The following is a 24,819-nucleotide window of genomic DNA, read 5'->3' on the forward strand; positions in this document are numbered from 1 at the left end:
AGCGATAAAATCTAACTGCCCACCATAGTGGACCCTGCACGCTATTCTGCAAGCAGCATATTTATGGTCTTGGAAAATTCTAGCTTAAATTGCTCATATTTTTCTCCCGTAGCAGGACCGTTGAAGCCGGTGTGAATCTTTCGTACGCGTCCTTTTTTATCGATATAAATAGTGGTTGGATAGGATAGTACTGCGTTGAGCATGGGCAATTTTTCATTGGCCTTGGTTTTACTTGTTGTTCCATATTGTGCCAGCAGCACGGGATAGGGCACTCCCACCCTTTTAACAAGACGGTCAATGGCAGCAAAGGCCTTTTCCTTGGTCTTGGCAGACTCAAACGCCAAGGCTACCATTTTTAAATCGGCATTTTTTTGTTGTCTAAGGTAGTCCACATAAAACTTAGTTTCGTCCAAACAGTTTGGGCACCAAGTTCCCATAATTTGGACCAAGACCACCTTATTTTCAAAATATTCATCTTTAAGGCCCACCAGCGCTCCATCCTGATGTGGAAAAGTGAATTCAAACGCATCAAACCCATCTTTTAAATAAGTTAGGGAATCTGCATCGGGCAGTTCAAAAGCTTCGTTTCGTTTTGCTACAAATGGTTCTATCCAATGATTATCAGAATAAAATGTTCCAAAAAGCGCTTCACCATCCAAAGTTGCCGTAAACAAAAAAGCATGGGCACCATCAAAGGCCGAAAGCTTTACCTCATTACCGTCAACCACCCCTTGCAAAAATCTGTAATCCCCTGTTTTTGTTCTAAATGTTCCGGTTACTTCATTATCCTTCTGATAAAAAATTCCTTTGGCCACATAGGCACTGTCCGTACCCTGGCTAAAAGTGGTTTCCCACACGCCAGAAATATTGAATTTTGCTTGGTCAATGCTGGCAAACCTTTCAGCCTCCCCAAAACTTGCGGTAAAGGGCATTGTCCTGTCCAAACTCTCCTTAGTAAAAACCCCGGAAATCTTTTCTGATGTAAATGCGCCGGTTATTCGCCCTTCAAAAACCGGCATTTGTATAAAGATGGAATCTCCTTGTACGTTGATTTCTTCAACCAGTATACGCTCCTCTGCATTCCTTATTTCTAGGGTCCATTGGGTATTATCAATTTTGGTAAGTTCAAAATTAAAGGGCAGCTCCTGCCCATCCCCAACTTCTATGACAGCCCGCCACATGCCAGCTTTTAACTGTGTTTTGGGACTTTGGGTACAACCCAAAAAAAGAAAACATAGACCAAAAAAGTAAAATAGTTTTAACATTGCCTCGTATTAATCGGTAAAGGAGATAAAGTTAAGCGTTAAGTTGGAAACTGTCGTTAAAATGTTTGATACCTAACTGCGTTGAATGTCAGAAAGCATTGTTTTATATTTGCTGCCTTAAAACTAACCGATGAATATTTCGTACAACTGGCTAAGGCAATTTATCACTATTGACTGGCCTGCTGAGAAAACTGGGGAGCTGCTTACCGATTTAGGCTTAGAAGTTGAAGGGATATCCGAATTTGAATCGGTCAAGGGCAGACTCCAAGGGGTGGTCGTGGGCCACGTACAAACCTGTATTCAACATCCCAATGCAGATCGATTAAAATTAACCACCGTAGATATTGGCCAGGGAGCGCCATTACAAATTGTTTGTGGCGCACCAAACGTAGCGGCCGGTCAAAAGGTCCCCGTGGCCACGGTAGGAACTACCCTGTATGCCGAAGATGGACAACCTTGGGCCATTAAAAAAGGTAAAATCCGGGGAGAGTTCAGTCATGGAATGATATGTGCAGAAGATGAATTGGGATTGGGCAAAAGCCATGACGGCATTATGGTCCTTGATGATACGTTAACTCCGGGAACACCATTGTCCGAGATTTATAAAGTTGAAAAAGACCAGGTTTTTGAAATAGGCCTAACCCCAAACCGCTCCGATGCCATGAGCCATTTTGGAGTGGCTAGGGACCTTAAGGCGGGGCTAGAGCAGCAAGAGGTAAGCCTTAAGCTAATCACACCATCTACCAGTAATTTTCTCATAGACAACCGCTCACTAAAAATAGACATTGAAGTAGATGATTACGATTTAGCACCCAGATACTGTGGGGTAACCATTTCCAAGCTCATTGTCCAAGAATCACCAGATTGGTTAAAGGTACGGTTGCAAGCCATAGGTCTTACGCCCATAAACAATATTGTGGACGTTACCAACTATGTTCTGCATGAACTTGGGCAGCCATTGCACGCTTTTGATGCCGCAAAAATTAAAGGCAGTAAGGTAAAGGTAAAAACATTGCCTAAGGGCACTAAGTTTGTTACTCTAGATGGGGTGGAACGCAAGTTGCATGAAGAAGACCTTATGATTTGTGATAGCGATAAACCCATGTGTATCGCTGGGGTATTTGGTGGTGAACATTCCGCCGTTACAGAAAATACGACTAGTATCTTTTTGGAAAGTGCTTATTTTGACCCCATAAGCATAAGGAAAACCGCAAAACGTCATGGATTAAATACCGATGCGTCATTCCGTTTTGAGAGGGGAATAGATATTAACCTCTGTGAATACGCCCTGATTAGAGCGGCACAGTTGATCAAAGAAATTGCCGGAGGGGAAATTAGCTCTGACGTCATGGACTTTTATCCAAATAAGAAAAAAGATTTTCAGGTTTTCCTGACATTTGATAAGATAAACAAACTAATCGGGGAAGAAATTCCATCGGATACCATAAAATCCATTCTTGCTTCCTTGGAAATTAAGGTAAATAATGTCACTGAGTCCGGTTTGGGATTGACCATTCCTTCCTACAGGTCAGATGTACAGCGGGAGGTTGATGTCATTGAAGAGATTTTGCGTGTATACGGGTATAATAAAATCAAGTTTGGTTCTAAGTTTACAGCCTCGGTAGCCGGCACCACCACCCATGAAAATCATAAACTTCAAGATACCATTGGTGATTTTTTAGTATCTAGAGGTTTCTATGAAATCATGACCAATAGCTTAGAGGCAGAGAAGAATCTGGCGGCTTTGAGCGAAGATCATGCAACCAAAGCAGTTAAAATGCTAAATCCATTAAGCCAAGATCTATCCGTGATGCGCACCTCCATGCTCTTGTCTGGGATGCAGGCGGTGGCTCACAACCAAAACAGAAGAAAACAAGATCTAAAACTCTTTGAATTTGGAAAAACGTATGTGACAAAGGCTAATGGCCACGGCGAAAACGCACATTTGAGCCTATGGGTCACCGGTAACAAAACCAAGGACCATTGGTTGGAAAAGTCGATAGTCGCTGAGTTTTTCTTTTTAAAAGGTGTAGTGAGCGCCATATTAGATCGTTTGGGCATTCACCAAAGGCAAGAACAGGCGATTAGCAGCAAGGAAATGAGCGATGGGATAAGCATAACCAGCAAAAACAGGGAATTGGTTACTATTGGAATGGTTTCCACAGGTATAACCTCCAAATTTGGTATAAAAACGGAGGTGTTTTTTGCGGATATGAATTGGGACAATATCCAAAAATCAATCACAAAAACAGCAATTGTATACCAAGAGGTACCTAAATATCCAGCGGTCAACCGGGATCTGGCACTGTTGATACATGAGGATATTTCCTATCAAGACATTGAACAATTGGCCTATCAAACAGAGCGTAAATTACTTAAGGAAGTTAACCTGTTTGATGTATACCGAGGGAACAAGCTGCCAGAAGGAAAAAAATCTTATGCAATTAGCTTAACCTTCCAGGATGACCGTAAAACCTTAACGGATAAACAGGTAGAAAAAATCATGTCAAAAATTCAACATCAGTTAACGGAAAAATTAGGGGCGGAATTACGTTAATGAGATTGGTCTAAAAGTTAGAAGGAAAAACAAGATGATCTACCTTGTGGATAATGCCATTGGAGCGGTTCAAATCTGCCTTGACGATTTTAGCGCAATTACCAAAACCATCCTGTATTAGGATCTCCCCGTCTTTGAAAACCGCATAAATTTTAGTTCCGTGTAGTGTTTCATAAGTGACAGCTCCGCCGTTATTAGTCAATTGTTTTAACATCTGGGCAGCACTCAACTGCCCTTTAATGATGTGATGGGAGAGAATGGCTTTAAGTTTAGGAAGATTTTCTTCCATGAGCAAATCCTCTAATCCTATATGAATCAAATGTTTAAAAGCATTGTTATTTGGTGTAAAGAACGTAAACGGACCTTCTTCTTCCAATAAAGAGGATAGGTTCACTTTTTCCAATGTCGTATACAGGGTTCGCAAGTCGTTGGTATTGGCAGTGGTCTGCAGCAGGTTTTCATCTTTCTCCAAGGCAAACGCCATGGGTGTTAGGGCAACCAAGTTTTTTGTCTGCGCAGCACAATAAGAGATAGAAAAATAGCATAGAAGCGATACCAGCGCTTGTTGGGGGAATTTCATAAGTGTTCTAATTTATTTGGAGCAAAAACAAGGGCTTACATCCGGTTCTCGACGAACGGCCTTATTTCATCGCCAAGATAACTTTTTTCTTAAACCATCTCATGAAATTATGCCATGTCGTATTATTATTAACATTTTTTTAACTTTTGAAATTAGTGCTGTGCTTTTTTTTGATATTCAACATTCCTTAACTTTGGGTAATTGCTAAAAAAGAAAATATGATATTCCGTAACACGAACATTGAGCGTGCACTACAACGCGTATCCAATTCCCATGATTCTGATGTTGTTTTAAAAGAAGTGCACTCTATTTTAAAACAGGACGACATGAAGGAGGAGTTGATAGCCAAACGTCTTGGCTCCCCCTCCAAAGTTACCTCCAATCCTTTTGAGTTTGACCTGTTGGAAACGGATAAGATTTACCATATTAACGACATAAAGAAAATTTGTGTTGATTACAGATTACGCTTTTTGGATTCCAAATATTTTAAGGGAGAAATTCCACAGGAAGGTATCCAAAAGGTAAAGCAATTGGAAAGGGCACACAATATTGAGCTTAAAGGATTTAAAATCATGGCCCCTTCCAAACTCTTTAAATTGGAGGATAAGGACGATCCGCTTTTGTTTGCGCCTATAGGCAATGGGTATTACTATTTAATCCACAAATGGGGCAACGACCTACACCCATTGAGAAGAATTATGGTATGGCCCTTTAAAAATGTGGTCAATTTAGCCTTAGTAACCCTAGTTATAAGTTACTTTGCTACCTTATTGGTGCCCAGTGGGCTTTTTTCCAAAACGGCCAGTGCTGCGGAATTTTGGATTATTTTCTTTTTTATGTTTAAATCCATTGCCGCGGTGGTCATCTTCTATGGTTTTGCTTTGGGTAAAAACTTTAACCCGATAATTTGGGACAGCAAGTATTTTAATGCCTAAACAAAGTAAAATTTGTTAAACGGACACGGTATATAGCTTTTCACGATGGGCTTTGATGGATTTGTCAGACATATATTCATCAAAGCTCAAATACCTATCAATAGTTCCATTGGGTGTAAGTTCAATAACGCGGTTGGTCACAGTCTGCACAAATTCATGGTCGTGCGTGGTTAATAGGACAGTACCCTTAAAATTCTTTAAGGAGTTATTAAAAGCAGTTATACTTTCCAAATCTAAGTGGTTGGTAGGTTCGTCCAACATCAGGACATTGGCTCGCAAGAGCATCATGCGGCTTAACATGCACCTTACCTTTTCCCCACCAGAAAGTACGGTGCATTTCTTTAACGCTTCCTCTCCACTAAAAAGCATTTTGCCCAAAAATCCACGAACATAAACCTCTTCCCTTTCCTCTTCCGTTTTGGTCCATTGCCGCAACCAATCCACCAGGTTCATATCGTCCTGAAAATATGTATCGTTATCCGCAGGAAGGTAAGACTGTGTTGTGGTAACTCCCCATTGAAAACTACCCCCATTTTGGTTTTTGGCACCTGAAACAATTTGATAAAATGCCGTTGTTGCCCTAGAATCCTTGGAAATCAATGCCACCTTGTCCCCTTTTGCTAGATTTATGCTAACGTCCTTAAAAAGTAGCTCTCCCTCTTCCGTGGTCGCAGTCAGTTTTTCCACGTTAAGTATTTGGTCTCCCGCCTCGCGCTCGCGGTCAAAGATAATGGCAGGATAACGCCGGCTAGAGGGCTTAATGTCGTCAATCTTTAACTTGTCCAGCATTTTGCGCCTAGATGTAGCCTGTTTGCTTTTTGCAACATTTGCACTAAAACGTTGTATAAACTCTTGAAGTTCCTTGGCTTTTTCCTCTGATTTTTTATTTTGCTGGGCACGTTGGCGTGCAGCCAGTTGGCTACTTTCGTACCAAAATGTATAATTTCCGGAATAAAGATTGATTTTACCAAAATCAATATCTGCAATATGGGTGCATACGGCATCTAGAAAATGCCTATCATGGGAAACCACAATGACCGTATTATCATAATTGGCCAAAAAATTCTCTAACCAACTAATAGTATCATAATCCAAATCATTCGTAGGCTCATCCATTACCAATACATCAGGATTACCAAAAAGCGCCTGTGCCAATAGCACACGCACCTTTAATTTACTGTCCAAATCTGCCATGATGGTATAGTGTAGGTCTTCCGTAATACCCAGGTTAGATAACAATGCTGCGGCATTACTCTCGGCGTTCCAACCATCCATCTCTTCAAATTGTACCTGCAATTCCCCTATCTTTTCTGCATTTTCATCAGTATAGTCCGCATAAAGCGCATCAATTTGGTTCTTGATTTCAAAAAGGGGGGTGTTGCCCATCACAACGGACTCCAAAACGGTATTGGCATCATACGCATTATGGTTCTGTTCCAAAACGGACATACGCTTTCCAGGTTCCAAATGCACGTGCCCAGAGGTGGGATCTTGTTTCTTTGCCAGAATCTTTAAAAAAGTAGATTTTCCAGCGCCATTGGCACCTATGATGCCATAGCAGTTGCCGTGGGTAAAAGCTACGTTTACTTCATCAAAAAGAACCCTTTTCCCAAACTGAACCGATAAATTTGAAACTGATAACATATCCCTCTAATATTTTTGCAAAAGTACGGAAAACCTAAGGCTAGCACAACAGCATAGCGCAAATCCTAAACAAGAAATGCTTAACATTATTTAACTAGGCCTTAACAGCAATAGGGTTGACCGATTCATAGATTTGTTGATGGATTGTTTTATATGATAAGATTTTTACCCTTAATTTTTTTCCTGGTATTTCTGAGTTGTCAATCTGAACGAAGCAGTTCCGAAGCTGTAATACTTTCTGGGCAAATCGTAAACCCAACCAACGAATATGTGGTATTGTACAAAAACGACCAAGTTGTAGATTCTGCCCGTTTGGATGAAAACAACAGGTTCAATTTTACCCTTTTGGATATTGATGAAGGTCTGCATCATTTTGACCATAATCCAGAACAACAATACGTCTTTCTTGAAAAAGGTGATAGCATGCTGATTCGTTTAAATACCATGGCTTTTGATGAATCATTGGTGTTTTCTGGTACCAACGAGCAAGTGAATAACTTTATGATAGAGATGTTCTTGAATTATGAAGATGAGGAGCAATTGATTCAATCCTTTTACAAATTGTCCCCCAAAGAATTTGATTTTAAAATAGACTCCCTACGGGAACAAAAAATTGAAGAGTTGCACAACCTGATTATAGGAGAAGATTTGTCTTCCAACGCATATGCCATGGCCAGGGCAACAATAGACTACAACAGCTACATTTACAAAGAAAAATACCCATTTTACCATAAAAAAAGTAGTAATGAGTCTATTCTACACGCTTTAGATTCCTCTTTTTATGATTATCGATCAAAACTTGATTTTAATAATGCGGAGTTGGCTTTTTTTAGACCGTATTATGAATTTATGATCAACCATTTTGGCAATCTTTCTTATATGAGTTGCCAAAATAATTGTAAATCGATGATTAAAGGTGGGGAAAACAAACATTTACACCTTAACAAGCATAAAATACAGCTCATTGATAGCCTAGTAGAAAATAAGGATTTAAGGGACAATCTTTTTAGAAATGTGGCCGTAGATTATTTATTGAACATCCACAAGATTGATGGAGATACCTATACCTTCATAGATAAGTTCCATAAGCTTTCAAATAATTCAGGCCATAAAAATGAAATTGTACAGCTTTTTACAGCCATTGAAGAACTTCAGGAAAATAAAAGTTTGCCCAATATCATTGTTCAAAACGCAGAAGGACAAAGTGTAACGCTTAAAAGTATCTCCAAGCAACATACTACGGTTTTTTATTTTTGGACGGCATCTAGGAAAAGACATTTTAGAAACGTTACCAGGCGCCTTTCTAAATTAAAGCAGGATTATCCAGACCACCAATTTGTAGGCATCAGCTTAAAAACAGGCAAAAAACAATGGGCGTCTTTGATAAAGGAGCAAGGCTTAAATGAACATGAACAATTTTGGGGCGGTGATTTTGACAAAATCCAACAAACGCTCCTTATCGATAATTTAAACAAATGTGTAATTGCCAAAGACTCCATTATAGTAGATGGCTTTGCAAACATTTTTAAATCATTCCAACCAAAAACCCAAAAAGCCCTGGCCGTAAATTGACCAAGGCTTATTTAATGGATAAACCTAGCTTTTGGGTGCTATTGATTCCCTTTTCTATAATCTGCTAAAAATTTCTCTAAACCAATATCCGTAAGTGGATGTTTTAATAGTCCTTCAATAGATGATAAGGGCCCTGTCATGACGTCAGCGCCTAACTTGGCACAGTCTATAACGTGCATTGTATGTCTTATGGAGGCGGCCAATATTTGGGTATTGAACGCATAATTGTCATAGATTAAACGAATTTCAGCAATTAGGTTAAGGCCGTCTGTTGAAATATCGTCCAACCTCCCCAAAAAGGGAGATACATAGGTTGCTCCCGCTTTAGCCGCCAAGAGGGCTTGGCCCGCGGAAAAAATAAGGGTACAATTGGTACGTATACCTTTATCTGAAAAATATTTAAGTGCTTTAACACCATCACGAATCATGGGAATCTTTACAACAATTTGATCGTGTAGTTTGGCCAACGCCTCTCCCTCTTTCACCATCCCATCAAAATCTGTGGAAACCACCTCCGCGGAAACATCCCCATCAACAATGGTACAGATATCCACATAATGTTTTAAAATATTCTCGGTTCCCGTAATACCTTCCTTGGCCATTAGGGAAGGATTGGTGGTTACGCCATCCAGTACCCCTAAATCTTGGGCTTCTTTGATTTGAGCAAGATTTGCAGTATCAATAAAAAATTTCATAGGCTATTGGTTTTTCGTTTAAGAGTTAATTGATTGAACTACGTTCAACAAACAAATATTCGGGGTTAAAAAGTCCTTATACGTGTAACTCTTTTACCCACCGTTTTAAGACGTAAAACTACAACTTATAATGGTTAAGCAATAGTCTTTCATATAGTTTATCGGGCAATAAACGTTTTAAAATCAACGAAAAGCGTTGCGTAAAATCTCCAACCCTGTAGTGTACCTTAACTTTTTTAGTATTGATGATGTGATATATTTTTTGCGCCACCAAAATAGGATCGGCCGCACTAGAAACATGCTCATTGATGAGACGTAACGACTTTTCATAATTGGTGTATGGAGAAGTTTCGAGAATAGGGGCATGATAACGGCCCGCACTGATATTGGTGGCAAAATCACCTGGTGCCAAAGAGGTCATCTGAATCCCAAATTCTTTTAATTCCATGCGCATGGCCTCCGTAACAATATTCAATGCCCCTTTGGTGGCAGAGTAAATACCCCTATATGGCAGGCCCATATACCCTGCAATGGAGGTAATATTAATGATAAGACCATAGTTTGCAGCACGCATATGTGGCATAACTGCATTGGCCACACGGATAGGGCCATTTAAGTTTACGTTAAAAGCATTATTAATTTCGGTTATTGGGGTTTCCTCAACGGGACCTGTAATGCCCACTCCTGCATTATTCACCAAAACATCTATGCGGCCTTCCTTGGCTATGACATGCTCAACAGCCTTGACAATACTATTGGCATCAGTTACATTTAGTTGTACAAGTTCAAAATGAGAAAAATTGGGATATTTAGATGGTTCTCGGGTTGTCCCATATACCTTGTATCCCTTGGATTTCAAATACATTCCCGTTGCCTTGCCAATTCCGGAAGAACCACCAGTGATAAATACTATTTTCTTGCCCATCGTACAAAAATAAACAAAGCCATATTAAAGGATGATATGCATGGAACAATTGTTGGCACATATGAGGTATTGAGCTCCTAAGCAAAGTAGGTATTGGTTCTTCTCACCAAAAAAGGGTTAAGGGGAAACAGTCATTGAAAGTGGCAAGCATGGCAATACCAAACAACCTAGAAGCTAGGGAAAATACATCATTATTCCAACCCCTCTTTCAAATGTTCTGCGGATTTACACCCTTGGATTTAGGGCATAAAAAAAGGCAAGCTACCTACATCGCACCGCTACGACCGCATACCCTTGCTGCGTTCCCACCCTGGGGGATTTTGCAGGAGCTGGTCGTGTAGGACTTGCCAATGGCAAATATACAATCTTTTAAATTTGTTGCAATCAAATGACATCCTTAATTTGGCTATCTAAACTATTGAACATCCCATGAAAACAATGAAATATTCCTGTATCCTATTTCTTTTCTTTTTAATGAAATCTTGCGGGGAAAATTTACCGCCCTCCCAATTGTTTGAAATTCAGCTTCAAAACAAAAAAAGTAGTATTAAAAATGGGGAGACCATAGGCATTACCATCCTTAACAAAAAACAAAAAGAAATGGGCACGGTAACCTATACGTTGGACGGCGAAACCCTGCCCATAAGCAATAATAAAATCACCATTAACACCAAAGGATTGGGAAGAAAATCATTGAAGGCAAATTTTAGCTACAATGATGCCATTATTGAAATTAGCAAAGATATTATCGTACTCTCCAATAAGGCCCCAGAGGTGTATACCTATTCCATTGTCAACACCTATCCGCACGATACAAAAGCCTACACCCAGGGTTTGGAATTCAATGAAGGGTTTTTGTACGAAAGCACAGGCAAAGTAGGTGCATCCACATTGAGGAAAGTAGATTTTGAAACCGGAGAAATCTTACAGAAGATAGACTTGGACCCAAAGGTATTTGGGGAAGGGCTTACCATACTTGATGACAAGATTTTTCTTTTAACCTGGCAAAGTGGCGTCGGCTATGTGTATGACAAAGACAGTTTTGAGCAAACCAGCACGTTTAACTACGGAGAAAGCAAGCAAGGTTGGGGCTTGGCCAATGACGGACAAAAACTTTTTAAAAGTGATGGAACAGAGAAAATATGGTTTCTTGACCCTACAACCTTGGCAGAGGAGGGGCATTTGGAAATCGCCACCAACACCTCTTTATTCAATAGGGCCAATGAGCTGGAATTTGTGGATGGAAAGCTTTATGCCAATGTGTATGGAAAAGAGAGCATGATGATTTTGGACGCCAACAGTGGTGCCATAGAAGGAGTAATCAATTTTGGTGGATTAAAGGATAAGGTGAAAAAAGATGGGAATTGGGACGATGCCAACTCCGTATTGAACGGCGTTGCCTACCATCCAGAACGGGACACCTTTTTTGTAACAGGAAAAAACTGGGATACCCTTTTTGAAGTGAACATCATCAAAAAAATGCCCTAATGTTCCACACCAAAAAAATAACGGTAAGCAGTACCGATTTGGATGATCTAGGGCATGTAAACAACGTAAGGTATGTGGAATGGATTCAGGAAATTTCCAAAGAGCATTGGCAAAGCGTAGTAAATGGCAATTCCATTGCTTCCTATATTTGGGTGGTGCGTAACCATAACATTACCTATTACAGTCCAGCTTATTTGGGGGATGTCTTGGAATTGACCACTAAGATACTTTCCACAAAAGGGGCATTGTCCAATAGGCAGGTAGAGATGAAAAATCTAAACACCCAAGAAAAGGTGGTTACATCCCTGACCTCGTGGTGCCTTTTGCACCCAGAAACCTTGCTGCCTACCAGGGTGCCCAATGAAATTCAGAATCTATTCAACAATTGAGACCAAAAGCATACATCCTAATTCCGCCGCTGTTCCTCTTAATCTTAGGACTAGGGTCTTGTAGAAAAGACTTTGATTTTAACCCAAGTCCTGGAAATTTAATTTTTTCCAAGGATACGGTGTATTTGGATACGGTATTCACCAATATAGGGAGCAGTACCTACAGTTTAAAAGTGTTCAATCCTGATGATGAAGACATTTATATACCTTCCATTAGGTTAGAAAATGGAGAATCCAGTGGGTATCGACTAAATGTTGATGGAGAAGCTGGACGGAATTTTGAAAACATTCCACTATTGGCAAAGGATAGCCTGTTTATTTTTATTGAAGTGACTTTTGATGTGTCCACACAGGAACAAACTAATTTTTTATACACGGATGCCCTTGTTTTCCAAGGCACCACCAACACCCAACAGATTCCTTTGGTTACCTTGATAAAGGATGCCATATTTCTGTATCCTGAGCGGGATAGCTTTGGGGTAACGGAAACCTTAGTTTTAGGAAACGATGCACAAGGAAACGAACTGCGTTTAGAGGGGTTTTTCTTGGATGACCAGGAGCTTGAATTTACGAATGAAAAGCCCTACGTAATTTATGGTTATGCCGCTGTTCCTCCCAATAGCACCCTCAATATTGAGGCGGGCACAAGGGTACATTTTCATGAAAATTCGGGCTTGTTGGTGGGTAACCAAGCTCGTGTCACCATTAACGGAGCGTTGAGCGAAGACCCCGAACTACTGGAAAATGAGGTAATTTTTGAAGGAGACCGTTTAGAACCAGAATTTAATGATGTGCCAGGGCAATGGGGAACAGTATGGCTGGCTGCCGGTAGCGAAAATAATTCAATCGCTTATTTAACCCTCAAAAATGCTACATTAGGTTTGTTCGTGGAAGGAGGTACTGATACTGATACTGACGTTATAAACCTCACCATTTCTAATTCACAAATTTTGAACAGCAGCCTTCACAACCTTTGGAGCCTTAGCAGCATGGTTGAGGCCACTAATTGCGTATTTGGCAATGCTGGGGACGCCTCCGTGTATGGGAATCTAGGGGGAGCTTATCATTTTAAACATTGTACCATTGCCAACTACTGGGTGAACGGATTTAGAAGTGCCCCTGCCCTAAAGCTTGATAATTTTTTAGCTTTGGACGACACCACCATTTTGGTTGAGGATTTGGCACTGGCTAGTTTTGCCAATTGTATCATAGACGGAAACCGTAACCGTGAAATAAGTCTGTTGGGCAACCCAGAGGCCGGATTCCAAATTTCATTTGTAAACTGTTCCATTAAGTATGATACGGATGGTGTGGATACCGGTACTACTCCACTATTGGACTTTAACGGTAATCCTTCCTTTGTCAACCCATTTTTGAACCGTAACATTGGTTTTGTACAACCCACATCTGGAGACTTTCGCTTGGATGACACCTCCCAAATCCTAGGTCTTGGGGATATGGATACGGCTACTTCCGTACCTTTGGATATCTTGGGAAACAACAGAACGGAGCGACCGGATTTAGGGGCATATCAATTTCTTTTGCAAGAATAAGGCCATAACTCTTTGGCATTTTTATACATGTTTTCACCTAGGATGAATTTTTATACAAGCAAAGATTGGTATCAAGAACCCGTGCGTGTTGCAAAGGTTCTGGATACAATTTCCCCTTTGCATCGCTTGTGGAAAATTAAATCCAAGGGATATTTTGTTGGTTGCGGAAATCAACATATACAGCGGATAACGGAACGTATTTTTATAGAAAACCCATAGTTTTTTTGTGGTAAACGTTTAACCCATTCTCAATAAGCATTAGTAATTTGGTAATGAGGTATTTAAAGGTATGGATTACACATTTACCATTATTGATTCCAATGCAACAAGTGCGTTACAGCTCCAAGCAATTCTTGAGCCGTACACTGATTTTAGCTGTGTTACCACCGCAGCGCATGCGGAAGATGGGCTTAACCAAATCTTAAAGTTCCTACCGGACGTAGTGATCGTCCATTTAAATGAACATACGGCAAGCCTCTTAAAAATGGTATCGGAACTGCACCAATACATGCAGCGCTTACCTGTATTAATTGCGGTATCAAAAACAAAGACGCATAGCTATGACGCCATAAAACATGGATTCTTTGATTACTGGTTAAGTCCCTACAATGAGTTTGAAGTCCGTAAGACCATCTTTAAACTAAGAAAGCAAATGCCCAAGGAAAGTGTCCCCGCTACACTTTGTTTAAAAACCTACCGGGATTACCATTATTTGGATACCAATGAAATTTTATACCTAAAAGCGGACAATAACACCACAGACTTTGTAATGAAGAACGGTTCCAAGATAAGCGCCTACAAAACCTTAAAAACCTTTGAAGAGCAGCTGCCCAATAACTTTATCCGTATCCATCAAAGTTATATTCTAAATATAAAATACGTCTCTAGGATAGACTATGGAAAGTCTACCTGTACCCTTCGCGACCAAGAGCATAAACTTCCCTTTTCCAAATCTTACAAAGACCGTATAGACAATCTTAAACAGCTACTTTCCAAAAATGCCTTAAACCAATAGGCATTCTTAAATTCTTGCAGAACTAGACCATTTACTCATACTTCTAGGAAAAATACTACAACATGCTCTAGTTCATTCCGTAAAATGCCAAATGACTTTAGCTTGCAGCTATAATAAAGAACAAATTAATTCACCTAAAAATTAAAATCATGAAAAAAGTAGTTAGTATAGTAGCAGTAGCCGTAATGACCTTAGGATTCTTTTCTTGCACCAATGATACCGCAGCGGAAGATGAGCAGTTGTACATCAACGCAAGTGATGATGACATGACGGATAATAGCCGAGACTAAACGGATAACGATAACCACGAATATGAACCCCTAAATTAAAGGTTAGGGGTTTTTTTGTATCTTGTATGTAAGTAAAACGTTACATTCGTATTTATTTGGGTATGAGATTTGGGGTCTATTTACTTGTTTTGCTGTTGGCTAATGGGGAGCTTACAACCATCTATGGCCAAGATGGGGCAGCCAAGAACCCCAAAAATACGGAGCCAGAAAGTCTATTACAGGCTTTGCGTGCCCCAGATTCCTTAAAAACTTTGGATAAAGCCAACATTGCCAGCGAACTTTGGGAATTTTACCAAAGCAGCTCCCCAGAACAACTGCATCTATTATCCTCCGCAACCTTACGTTCTGGCGATTCCGCTCTTTTTAGAACCTATAACAGAAGGGTGCTAGACCTGCCCATTAACCAAACTACAGCCTATGCCAAAGGTGTGGCCCATTGGGATTTGGCCGATTTTTTAAAACGTAGCTTGCCGGACAGCGCCTTTTACCACTACCAAAAAGCCTACGGAATATTTACGGAAATTCCACTTGAAGACACCGCTACCCACTACCCAGGCGTGGTTTTGCTGGACATTGCCAATCTTAAAAATGGCATCAAGGATTACTTTGGGGCGGAACGAGACCAAGTGGAAGCCATCAATTATTTTGAAACAACCCAACGAACAGACCGGCTTTTTAATGCCTATAATTCCTTGGCCATCACCCAAAAAGACCTGAACCGCTTTGATAAATCCTTGGCGTATCACCAAAAGGCAAAATCTTTTATTTCCAAATCCCAGAAGTCCAAACAAGCTTTGCACGCATTTATCAATGCCAACAACATGGCATCGGTTTACCTCAGTAAAAAAGAATATCATACCGCATTCATCCAATTTGATTCCTTGGTAAATGAGAAAAGCTTTTTGCAAACTAAAACCCTAAGGTATGCAAAACTATTAGCAAGCCGAGGATATGCTGGATATTTGAGCGGAGCCCTATCTAAAGAGGAAGCCTTGATTGATCTCCGTACGTCCAATCAAATTCTTGACAGTATTGAAAACAACTATGCAAAAGCTAGGAACTATGAATACTTGGCGCGGATATGGGCCAAAGAAGGGGATACGATAAATAGTATAGCAGCGGCCTCCCAGGCAAAAAGCATCGCACAAACCACACAAAACAATGAACGGCTGTTGAGTTCGCTACAGTTTTTAACATTAATGGATAAAGAGCACAGTACAGCGCATGCAAAAGATTATTTTAGGCTGGCCAAAGAAATTGCCCAAAAGGAGAGTGACATCCAAGAAAAATTTGCGTTGATACGTATGGAGACGGATGATGTCATTGCCAACAATGCCAAGCTAAAAAAACGTAATGAACTTTATGCCGGCTTAGTGCTGGCCATAATCGTGGCCGGTCTGGGGGTGGTTACCATTGTGGTGCAACGCATCAAAAACCAAAAACTACTATTTAAACAAAAACAGCAGGAAAGCAACCAGGAGATATACAAATTACTGTTGAGCCAAAAAGAGAAACTGGAGGAAGGTAAAAAATCCGAACAAAAAAGAATGTCCGAAGAGTTGCACGATGGTATTTTAGGGCAGATGTTGGGAATACGGTTAATTATGAGCGGCCTAAATGATAGAACGGATGAGGACTCTATACAGCAACGTGCGGGGCTTATTGACAAATTGCAGGAAGTAGAAGAGGAAATCAGGACCATTTCCCATGAACTTAACGAGGCATCCTATGGAAAAGTAGATAATTTCATGCGTTCCATCCAAGAATTGATAGACAATACCAAAACTGCCTCCAAGGATATCAGCATTGCTTTTGACCATAGTGAGGATTTTAATTGGGACGGTCTGCCCAGCGAAACAAAAATAAATAGCTACCGTATTATTCAAGAAGGGTTGAGCAACTGCATAAAGCACTCAAACTGCAAAAATATCAGCGTAGGTTTCCATAGTGAGAAAAAAAACTTAACTTTAACAATAACAGATGACGGTATCGGTTTTAATAGCAAAGCCAATAAAACAGGGATAGGGTTCAAAAACATCCATTCCAGAACAAAAAAATTATCAGGACTATTACATATCACCTCCCTACCGAGTAAAGGGACGCAAATAAAAGTCACCTTTAAAAAACCAAGCGAAACCAGCATCGTTTATCCCCAAACCAGCAAACAGCCTGCTTAGCACCAAAACAAAGCACATGAAAACATTACGAATTTTAGCCGTTGACGATCACGAAATGACCATGTTGGGTTATAAGTTCATTCTGGAACGTATTGTATTTGATGATTACAACATTTTGGTAGATACGGCAAACACCTATGAAGGTGGAAAGGATAAAATTGAAGAATCCGTATACTCATTCAGGTATGATATCATCTTTTTAGATGTACAACTGTTTCCGCCTAATGAGCAACAACCACATACCGGCGAGGACTTGGGCCTGCTGGCAAGGAAATTATCCCCTTCCTCAAAGATTGTCTTTATGTCTTCCTTTAGTGATAATTACCGAATCAATAGCATCTTAAAATCCGTGGATCCTGACGGCTACATGGTAAAGACGGACATAGACCCCAGATCTTTGGAAGAGGCAGTGAAAACAGTGGTGTATGAACCCCCATACTATTCTGCAAAGGCCCTTGCCGCAATCAGAAAAAAAATGGCAAATACGATTGAGTTGGACGAGAACGACAGGAAAATCCTCTACCATATATCCACAGGCACCAAAACCAAAGATTTGGAGCAATATGTTGGTTTATCCTCCTCTTCAATAGAAAACAGGAAACGCCACTTAAAGTCACTTTTTGGAATCGAAAAGGAAAACGACCTATCGCTTATTGTGGCGGCCAAAAAGAGAGGTTTTATTTAGTATTTACCATTCATTTCTTTTTAAAAGCAGTTCACAAACCTTAGAAATCAATTCATTTTATTTTTATTTAACATTTTTTTAACTTAAAAAGGCTGATTTTGGGTAAAAACCCCAGAATTTTTAAGGTTATTATGTAGGGGTAAACCTGAATAAGATTTTAAATTCGTCCTAAACTAAAATAGCTGCTAATGGCTGGTTATGACGATTTTGATTATGGTTCTAAGAAACATAGTACATCTGCCAACTCCATCAACGGACTTTATGGGTTTAAGAAGGCATTGGAACGTCTTTTTTTTGCGGATGCAAACATACATGCAACACCAAATAGGGAAAAAATTGATTTGGTAATTACCCTGCGAAGTAATCTTTGCTTAACCGAGAGCCTGTTCCATCTTAATAATGGCAATTGGGGTAATTGTAATGATTCCCAGGAGGCGACGTCCTCCCTGGCGTCAGAGCTGTTGAAATTAGCAAATGAAAATACTTTTCCTGTGGATATTAAGGAAATAACCATTTGTCTTAGAGACACCTCCATTATCATCACAAGAATTTTTGACTATAGCATACCTGATGAATTTTGCAAGCTGTTGGGAACCATTAGTGCTAACTATGTGTATCTAACCAAAGGCCTATCCGAATTGCCTTATGAGATTTATGTTCCAATTTTTGAAGATGGTGGGCATTACGGAAACGACCATAAATTCTCGCCTGACAAAGCAGAAAACGATTATATGCGCTTTTGGGAATTGTACTTCCCCTCAAAACAAGATTCTTACGTTTACGATGTGGAGAATAAGGTCATTTTAGAAGCGAAGGACGCCTCACTCTACCTTTTAAACGACTAAATAGAATAAAGCTAAAAATCGTTAATCGTTCCATAAGGTCCGAAGATACTGCCCATCTGGTTTAACCAAAAAGTAAAACGTTCCGTTTAAGTCTGGTTAAGCGTTGAACAGTGGCCTATTTGCCATAAGCTGATTCACTTTATGCTTTACCGCTACAATTTGTTTTTCGTCTTGCGCAGCTTTGATGATTTCATCAATATACCCCACTATGGTTTCCATATCACGCTCTTTAAGACCCCTTGTGGTAATTGCCGGGGTTCCAAAACGAATACCTGAGGTTACAAATGGTGACTGGTCATCAAAAGGAACCATATTTTTGTTTGCTGTAATATCGGCCAGCTCCAAGGCCTTTTCGGCATCTTTACCGGTGATGTTTTTATTTCTAAGGTCTATCAACATCATATGATTGTCCGTACCTCCTGAAATCACCTGGTAATCCCTATCCATAAAAGCCTTTGCCATGGCCGATGCATTATCTTTCACCTGTTGCATGTAGGCAAGGAATTGGTCACTTAATGCTTCCCCGAAAGCCACCGCTTTGGCTGCGATAATATGTTCCAACGGCCCACCCTGATTTCCAGGAAAAACGGCCAAATCCAACAGTCCAGACATTTTTCTAAGATTGCCATTCTTAAGCCGAATACCAAAAGGGTTTTCAAAATTCTCCCCCATCATAATTAAGCCACCTCTAGGTCCTCTTAGTGTCTTGTGTGTGGTTGTGGTAACAATATGGCAATGTGGTATGGGATTATTGAGCAAACCCTTGGCAATTAGTCCGGATGGATGTGAGATATCGGCCAACAATAATGCGCCTACACTATCGGCAATTTCCCTAAACCTTTTAAAATCTATGTCCCTGGAATAGGCAGAGGCTCCGGCAATAATCATTTTAGGCTTCTCACGGTTGGCAATCTCCTCAATGGCCTCGTAATCCAACCTTCCCGTTTCCCTATCAACCCCATAAAATGTTGGCCTGTATAACCTGCCCGAAAAATTAACCGGAGATCCATGGGTTAAGTGCCCTCCATGGGATAAATCAAACCCTAAAATAGTGTCTCCTGGTTTCAGACATGCGTGATATACGGAGGCATTGGCCTGTGATCCTGAGTGCGGTTGCACATTGGCATAAACGGCACCAAATAGTTCTTTGGCGCGGTCTATGGCCAATTGCTCTACCTCATCTACTACGGCACAACCTCCATAATACCTTTTTCCGGGATAACCTTCCGCATATTTATTGGTTAGCACGGAACCTGCGGCCTCCATTACCTGTGGGCTTGCAAAATTCTCCGAGGCAATTAGTTCAATACCGTTTGTCTGTCTTTCCCTTTCCTTCTCTATCAGGTCAAATACCAAAGTATCCCGTTGCATACGAATTTGAATTTTAGATTGCAAAAATACAAATACCCTATCAACGCAGAGCTACCAATGCTTCTAAATTCGGTGATTTTATCAAATAACAATTAACAATGGTACTAAGGTGTTGGGTACCTTAATTCAATTAATTCATAGGAATTATACTACGGTTCATCGTTTTTCGTTAACCCATTGAAACGATTTGGCATACCAATTGAAAGTTACACCAATAAATAGCAGCATCATGATAAAAAAATACACGACCATTTTAGCGGTTATTTTCCTGATTTCCTGTGGAGGAGTAAAAAGAACCCAAGAGGCTTTAAACAGCGGGGACTATGACAACGCCATTAATCGTTCCATAAAACAGTTGCGGGATAACAAAACCAAACGTGGCCACCAAGATTTTGTGTATTTATTGGAAGAGGCCTTTGAAAAGAAAGTGGAGCGGGAATTACAACAAATCAACTTTTGGAAAAAGGACGGAAACCCAGCCCATTTGGAAAAAATTTATGTAACCTATGTGGGCCTGAACAAGGTTCAAGAACGCATAAAGCCCCTACTCCCACTTCCCGTATATGCAGAAGATAGGAATGCACGGTTTAATTTTAAAAATTACGATGTCCCTATTTTAACATCTAAAGATAAATTATCGGATTTTTTATATCAGAATGCCACGGCAATCTTAGAAAATGCGCAAACCAAGCTAGATTATAGAAAGGCCTATGATGATTTAAAATACCTTTCTGAAATCAACCCAGGGTATGGCAGCCTTAATGGTAAAATGGAGGAGGCCTATCAAAAAGGGCTTTCCTTTGTAAAGGTGGCCGTAACCAATGCCACGGACAAAGTAATTCCCGCACGCTTGGAAGCAGAATTGTTGGACTTTAATGCTTTTGGAATCAATGATTTATGGACAGAATACCACACGAATCCACTCGAAGATATAGTATATGACTATGAAATGCAGCTAGATTTTCAACAAATCAATATTTCCCCTGAACGTGTTAACGAAACCCAGTTAATTAAGGAAAAACTCATAAAAGATGGCTTTGAATATGTGCTTGATGCCAACGGTAACGTGGCAAAAGATAGTTTGGGAAATGATATTAAGGTAGATAAAATGCGAAAAGTGCGCTGTAACTTTTATCGCTTTGCCCAAATTAAAACGGCAGATGTAGGAGCCAAAGTGCGCTTCCTAGATTTACAGAACGGTCAAGTCTTAAATGCTTATCCTATAAACACCCAGTTTATTTTTGAGCATATGTATGCCAATGTGGATGGTGACCGCAGGGCACTGGACAATGATTTGGTTGCCTTATTGGACCTGGCAGCAGTTCCCTTTCCTACAGATGAACAGATGGTCTATAATGCAGGTGAAGACATCAAAAACAAGCTAAAGGGTATTTTAAGCCGAAACAGGTTTGATTAATCATGGTGAAAACCCTTAAACGTAAGTTTCCAAGTTTACTTCTGGAATAGCCCCGTGAGAAGTGTGGAAAACTACCGCTCCATTTCGTATAATAATGAGTTGTGGTGACTGATGAATCACATTAAATTTTGCGGCAACCGTATTAGATACCTTCCTAAAAGCATGTAAGTCCAAAAAATACATGGTTGCCAGATTGGGTGCCAAACTAAAGTTGGCCGTAAACCTATTAAGTGCCATTCTACTAATGCCACAGGTTGTGGAGTGTTTAAAAATTACTTGTGTCTTGGTTTTAGAGTCCCGTAAAATGGTTTCCAGTTGGCTTTCATTCTCTAAAACTGTCCAAGCAATCTTAGCGTTAGGGGCATCATCTCCATTACCTCCAGAAAACAAGTTGTTAAATAATCCCATAGGACAAAGTTAAGACTTCCCAATCACTTGTCAAGACCTCAATAACCTGACTAAATGTCGTGAAAAACAACTGATTACCGGACATTTTGCCAGTATAACAGTTTTGGTGAAATTCTTGCTTTTTAAAGGAAAAACAAAAACATGAATTTTAATAATTATACCATAAAATCACAGGAGGCCATACAGCAAGGGCAGCAAATTGCCCAGGGCTTTGGTCATCAACAAATAGAAAATGAACACTTATTTAAAGGCATCACACAAGTAGACGAGAATGTTTTACCATTTCTACTGAAAAAAATGGGTGTCAATACATCTTTGATGTATCAAATTTTGGACAAGGAATTGGAGCGTTTTCCCAAGGTCTCTGGAGCGGATATCATGCTCTCTAGGGAAGCCGGGAAAACACTGGGAGAAGCCAGCAACATTGCAAAAAAAATGGGTGATGAGTTTGTCTCCATTGAGCATTTGGTTCTGGCCATTTTACAATCTAAAAGTAAAATTGGTCAAATCCTAAAAGATCAGGGGATTAAAGTGGATACGCTAAAAGCGGCTATTAATGAATTGCGAAAGGGGGACAAGGTAACATCGGCGAGTGCCGAGGAAACCTACAATTCTTTGGAGAAATATGCCAAAAACCTGAATCAGCTTGCAGACTCCGGTAAACTGGACCCCGTCATTGGACGCGATGAGGAAATAAGGCGAATCTTGCAAATTCTATCCAGAAGGACAAAAAACAATCCCATGTTAGTTGGTGAGCCCGGTGTTGGCAAAACTGCCATCGCAGAGGGCCTCGCCCACCGTATCGTTCAAGGAGACGTTCCAGAAAACTTAAAGGACAAAACTATTTATTCTTTGGACATGGGCGCACTTATCGCGGGTGCCAAATACAAAGGCGAGTTTGAAGAACGATTAAAAGCGGTTATCAAGGAGGTCACCACCTCTGACGGAGACATTGTATTGTTTATAGACGAAATCCACACTTTGGTGGGTGCCGGCGGTGGGCAAGGTGCCATGGATGCAGCAAACATCCTAAAGCCGGCCCTTGCAAGGGGCGAGTTAAGGGCCATTGGGGCAACTACTTTGGATGAGTATCAAAAGTATTTTGAAAAGGATAAAGCCTTGGAAAGAAGATTCCAGAAAGTAGTGGTGGATGAACCAGATACGGAAAGTGCCATTTCCATCCTAAGGGGCATCAAAGAAAAATATGAGGCACACCACAAGGTAAGGATAAAGGATGAGGCGGTCATATCTGCCGTTACCCTATCCCAGCGGTATATTACCAACAGGTTCTTGCCGGACAAAGCCATTGACCTCATTGATGAGGCCGCATCAAAATTACGGATGGAAATCAACTCCAAACCAGAAGAGCTGGATGTCCTTGATCGAAAGATAATGCAACTGGAAATTGAAATTGAAGCTATCAAAAGGGAAAATGACGAAACCAAATTAAAATCGTTGAATTTAGAGCTCGCCAATCTTAAAGAGGAGCGCCATGGTGTTTTTGCCCAATGGGAAAGTGAAAAATCCGTGGTGGATAACATCCAAAAAATAAAACAGGATATTGAGCAGTTTAAATTAGAAGCAGAACGTGCAGAACGTAATGGTGATTATGGCAAGGTCGCGGAGCTGCGCTATGGAAAAATTAAAGAAGCCCAAGAATCCCTGGAACAATTGAATGTTACCTTACAAGAACAACAGCAGACCAATACATTAATAAAAGAGGAAGTCACCAATGATGATATTGCCGAGGTGGTTGCCAAATGGACGGGAATCCCGGTGACCAAAATGCTACAGAGCGAAAAGGATAAGCTGTTAAAACTGGAAAACGTGCTCCACAAACGCGTTGTAGGGCAAGAAGAGGCCATAGAAGCCGTGTCCGATGCCATAAGACGCAGTAGGGCGGGATTACAGGATGCCAAAAGGCCCATAGGTTCCTTCTTATTTTTAGGAACCACGGGGGTAGGCAAAACGGAACTCGCCAAAACCTTGGCCGCTTATTTGTTTGATGATGAAAATGCGATGACCAGAATTGATATGAGCGAGTATCAAGAAAAACATGCAGCCAGTAGGCTTGTTGGTGCCCCTCCAGGATATGTAGGCTATGATGAAGGAGGACAACTAACAGAAGCGGTAAGAAGAAAACCTTATTCGGTGGTGCTTTTGGATGAAATTGAAAAAGCACACCCCGATACTTTTAATATTTTATTACAAGTATTGGATGAGGGCAGGCTAACGGACAATAAAGGAAGGGTTGCAGATTTTAAGAATACCATCATTATCATGACCAGTAATTTAGGCAGTACCATCATCCAAGAAAAATTTGATAACAACCCAGATGTTTATAGCGCATCAGAGTCCGCCAGAATAGAAATCATGGCATTGCTCAGAAAAACCATTAGACCAGAGTTTTTAAATCGTATAGATGACATCATTATGTTTACCCCACTGAGCAAAAAAGATATTTTTAAAATAGTGGGATTACAGATAGACCAGCTAAAGCGACAACTGTCCAAACAGCAGATTACCTTGGACGCAACGGATGAAGCCCTTAAATACCTATCCAACAAAGGGTATGACCCGCAATACGGAGCAAGGCCAATTAAACGCCTAGTACAAAAAGAGGTGCTTAACCAGCTATCCAAGGACCTACTATCCGGAAAGGTAAAGCGGGACAGTATTGTCTTACTGGATTGTTTTGACAATCAACTTGTTTTTAGAAACCAAAATGAACTGGTAGGCTAAAACCACCTAAGATAGGCTCCAGCAAACCAGATAGCGTAGCTATAGTTTTAGAACTGTAAGTTGTGTAAAGGTGTAAAAGGTGTCCATGTATATATGGACACCTTTTTTTTCATACCATACAGTATATATTTTTTATATCTTAGCCCCCAGGGGATACTTTATACCCCATCACTGTAACAGAAATCTATACCTTATATATTGAAATTACAAATAGGATAGAAATAATTGGAGATATGCTTTGCCCTTAACTAGCGAGACCATCAGAT

General features: G+C 40.4%; 20 protein-coding genes and 1 other RNA gene. 13 read left to right on the forward strand and 8 right to left on the reverse strand.

The window, feature by feature from the left end; genetic code table 11:
• Window positions 1–41 precede the first annotated feature (41 nt).
• Window positions 42–1,265 (reverse strand): TlpA family protein disulfide reductase, encoded by a 1,224-nt coding sequence (locus tag I595_RS02415; protein ID WP_054557786.1) that lies wholly within the window; start codon window positions 1,263–1,265, stop codon window positions 42–44.
• A gap of 130 nt (window positions 1,266–1,395) precedes the next feature.
• On the opposite strand from I595_RS02415, the gene pheT reads away from it, so the two are divergent.
• A complete protein-coding gene (pheT, locus tag I595_RS02420; protein WP_054557787.1) occupies window positions 1,396–3,822 on the forward strand; it encodes a phenylalanine--tRNA ligase subunit beta in 2,427 nt (808 codons plus the stop codon).
• A gap of 10 nt (window positions 3,823–3,832) precedes the next feature.
• Here the strand turns inward: pheT and I595_RS02425 are convergent, their stop codons facing one another.
• Window positions 3,833–4,402, reverse strand: a complete 570-nt coding sequence (locus I595_RS02425; RefSeq protein ID WP_054557788.1) for a fasciclin domain-containing protein — start codon at window positions 4,400–4,402, stop codon at window positions 3,833–3,835.
• Window positions 4,403–4,620: 218 nt separating this feature from the next.
• On the opposite strand from I595_RS02425, the gene I595_RS02430 reads away from it, so the two are divergent.
• Complete coding sequence (locus tag I595_RS02430; RefSeq protein WP_054557789.1) at window positions 4,621–5,337, forward strand: hypothetical protein; 717 nt, start codon at window positions 4,621–4,623, stop codon at window positions 5,335–5,337.
• Between the two features lie 15 nt (window positions 5,338–5,352).
• Here the strand turns inward: I595_RS02430 and I595_RS02435 are convergent, their stop codons facing one another.
• Complete coding sequence (locus I595_RS02435) at window positions 5,353–6,981, reverse strand: ABC-F family ATP-binding cassette domain-containing protein (protein ID WP_054557790.1); 1,629 nt, start codon at window positions 6,979–6,981, stop codon at window positions 5,353–5,355.
• A 153-nt stretch (window positions 6,982–7,134) separates the two neighbouring features.
• On the opposite strand from I595_RS02435, the gene I595_RS02440 reads away from it, so the two are divergent.
• Window positions 7,135–8,553: a TlpA family protein disulfide reductase gene (locus tag I595_RS02440; protein ID WP_054557791.1), complete on the forward strand. Its 1,419-nt coding sequence runs from the start codon at window positions 7,135–7,137 to the stop codon at window positions 8,551–8,553.
• A 38-nt stretch (window positions 8,554–8,591) separates the two neighbouring features.
• On the opposite strand, the gene fsa is transcribed toward I595_RS02440, so the two are convergent.
• The 3 genes from fsa to ffs form a co-directional block, all read right to left on the reverse strand.
• Window positions 8,592–9,248, reverse strand: a complete 657-nt coding sequence (fsa, locus tag I595_RS02445) for a fructose-6-phosphate aldolase (RefSeq protein WP_054557792.1) — start codon at window positions 9,246–9,248, stop codon at window positions 8,592–8,594.
• Between the two features lie 118 nt (window positions 9,249–9,366).
• The gene (locus I595_RS02450; RefSeq protein WP_054557793.1) at window positions 9,367–10,173 is read right to left on the reverse strand and encodes an SDR family oxidoreductase; all 807 of its coding nucleotides are present in this window, start codon (window positions 10,171–10,173) and stop codon (window positions 9,367–9,369) included.
• Window positions 10,174–10,424: 251 nt separating this feature from the next.
• Window positions 10,425–10,523: signal recognition particle sRNA small type (gene ffs, locus I595_RS17065), an RNA gene on the reverse strand.
• 79 nt (window positions 10,524–10,602) lie between these two features.
• Here ffs and I595_RS02455 point away from each other — a divergent pair.
• The 8 genes from I595_RS02455 (at window position 10,603) to I595_RS02485 (ending at window position 18,615) form a co-directional block, all read left to right on the forward strand.
• A complete protein-coding gene (locus tag I595_RS02455; RefSeq protein ID WP_054557794.1) occupies window positions 10,603–11,661 on the forward strand; it encodes a glutaminyl-peptide cyclotransferase in 1,059 nt (352 codons plus the stop codon).
• Window positions 11,661–12,050, forward strand: coding sequence for an acyl-CoA thioesterase (locus I595_RS02460; protein ID WP_054557795.1), 390 nt, complete (start codon window positions 11,661–11,663; stop codon window positions 12,048–12,050). The genes I595_RS02455 and I595_RS02460 overlap by 1 nt, the downstream gene beginning before the upstream one ends.
• Window positions 12,047–13,603 carry a hypothetical protein gene (locus tag I595_RS02465; RefSeq protein WP_054557796.1) on the forward strand — a complete coding sequence of 519 codons (1,557 nt, stop codon included), beginning with the start codon at window positions 12,047–12,049 and terminating at the stop codon, window positions 13,601–13,603. The genes I595_RS02460 and I595_RS02465 overlap by 4 nt, the downstream gene beginning before the upstream one ends.
• A gap of 289 nt (window positions 13,604–13,892) precedes the next feature.
• Entirely contained in the window at window positions 13,893–14,618 is a 726-nt protein-coding gene (locus tag I595_RS02470; protein WP_054557797.1) for a LytR/AlgR family response regulator transcription factor, read from the forward strand.
• A 149-nt stretch (window positions 14,619–14,767) separates the two neighbouring features.
• On the forward strand, window positions 14,768–14,908 hold the full coding sequence (locus I595_RS17300) for a hypothetical protein (protein ID WP_157449628.1): 141 nt from the start codon (window positions 14,768–14,770) through the stop codon (window positions 14,906–14,908).
• Window positions 14,909–15,009: 101 nt separating this feature from the next.
• Complete coding sequence (locus I595_RS02475) at window positions 15,010–17,085, forward strand: tetratricopeptide repeat-containing sensor histidine kinase (protein ID WP_054557798.1); 2,076 nt, start codon at window positions 15,010–15,012, stop codon at window positions 17,083–17,085.
• A 16-nt stretch (window positions 17,086–17,101) separates the two neighbouring features.
• Window positions 17,102–17,770 carry a response regulator gene (locus I595_RS02480; RefSeq protein WP_054557799.1) on the forward strand — a complete coding sequence of 223 codons (669 nt, stop codon included), beginning with the start codon at window positions 17,102–17,104 and terminating at the stop codon, window positions 17,768–17,770.
• A 188-nt stretch (window positions 17,771–17,958) separates the two neighbouring features.
• Window positions 17,959–18,615 carry a hypothetical protein gene (locus I595_RS02485; RefSeq protein WP_054557800.1) on the forward strand — a complete coding sequence of 219 codons (657 nt, stop codon included), beginning with the start codon at window positions 17,959–17,961 and terminating at the stop codon, window positions 18,613–18,615.
• A gap of 96 nt (window positions 18,616–18,711) precedes the next feature.
• On the opposite strand, the gene I595_RS02490 is transcribed toward I595_RS02485, so the two are convergent.
• Window positions 18,712–19,986, reverse strand: coding sequence for a serine hydroxymethyltransferase (locus I595_RS02490; RefSeq protein ID WP_054557801.1), 1,275 nt, complete (start codon window positions 19,984–19,986; stop codon window positions 18,712–18,714).
• A 229-nt stretch (window positions 19,987–20,215) separates the two neighbouring features.
• Here I595_RS02490 and I595_RS02495 point away from each other — a divergent pair, with 229 nt between their 5' ends.
• Window positions 20,216–21,403 carry a hypothetical protein gene (locus tag I595_RS02495; protein ID WP_083467468.1) on the forward strand — a complete coding sequence of 396 codons (1,188 nt, stop codon included), beginning with the start codon at window positions 20,216–20,218 and terminating at the stop codon, window positions 21,401–21,403.
• A gap of 15 nt (window positions 21,404–21,418) precedes the next feature.
• Here I595_RS02495 and ytxJ read toward each other — a convergent pair whose 3' ends face one another.
• Window positions 21,419–21,811, reverse strand: coding sequence for a bacillithiol system redox-active protein YtxJ (gene ytxJ, locus I595_RS02500; RefSeq protein ID WP_054557802.1), 393 nt, complete (start codon window positions 21,809–21,811; stop codon window positions 21,419–21,421).
• A 141-nt stretch (window positions 21,812–21,952) separates the two neighbouring features.
• Between ytxJ and clpB the strand changes: the two genes are divergently transcribed.
• The gene (gene clpB, locus I595_RS02505; protein ID WP_054557803.1) at window positions 21,953–24,553 is read left to right on the forward strand and encodes an ATP-dependent chaperone ClpB; all 2,601 of its coding nucleotides are present in this window, start codon (window positions 21,953–21,955) and stop codon (window positions 24,551–24,553) included.
• Window positions 24,554–24,819: the final 266 nt, after the last annotated feature.

The organism is Croceitalea dokdonensis DOKDO 023 (genome assembly GCF_001306415.1).
Classification (GTDB): Bacteria; Bacteroidota; Bacteroidia; order Flavobacteriales; family Flavobacteriaceae; genus Croceitalea; species Croceitalea dokdonensis.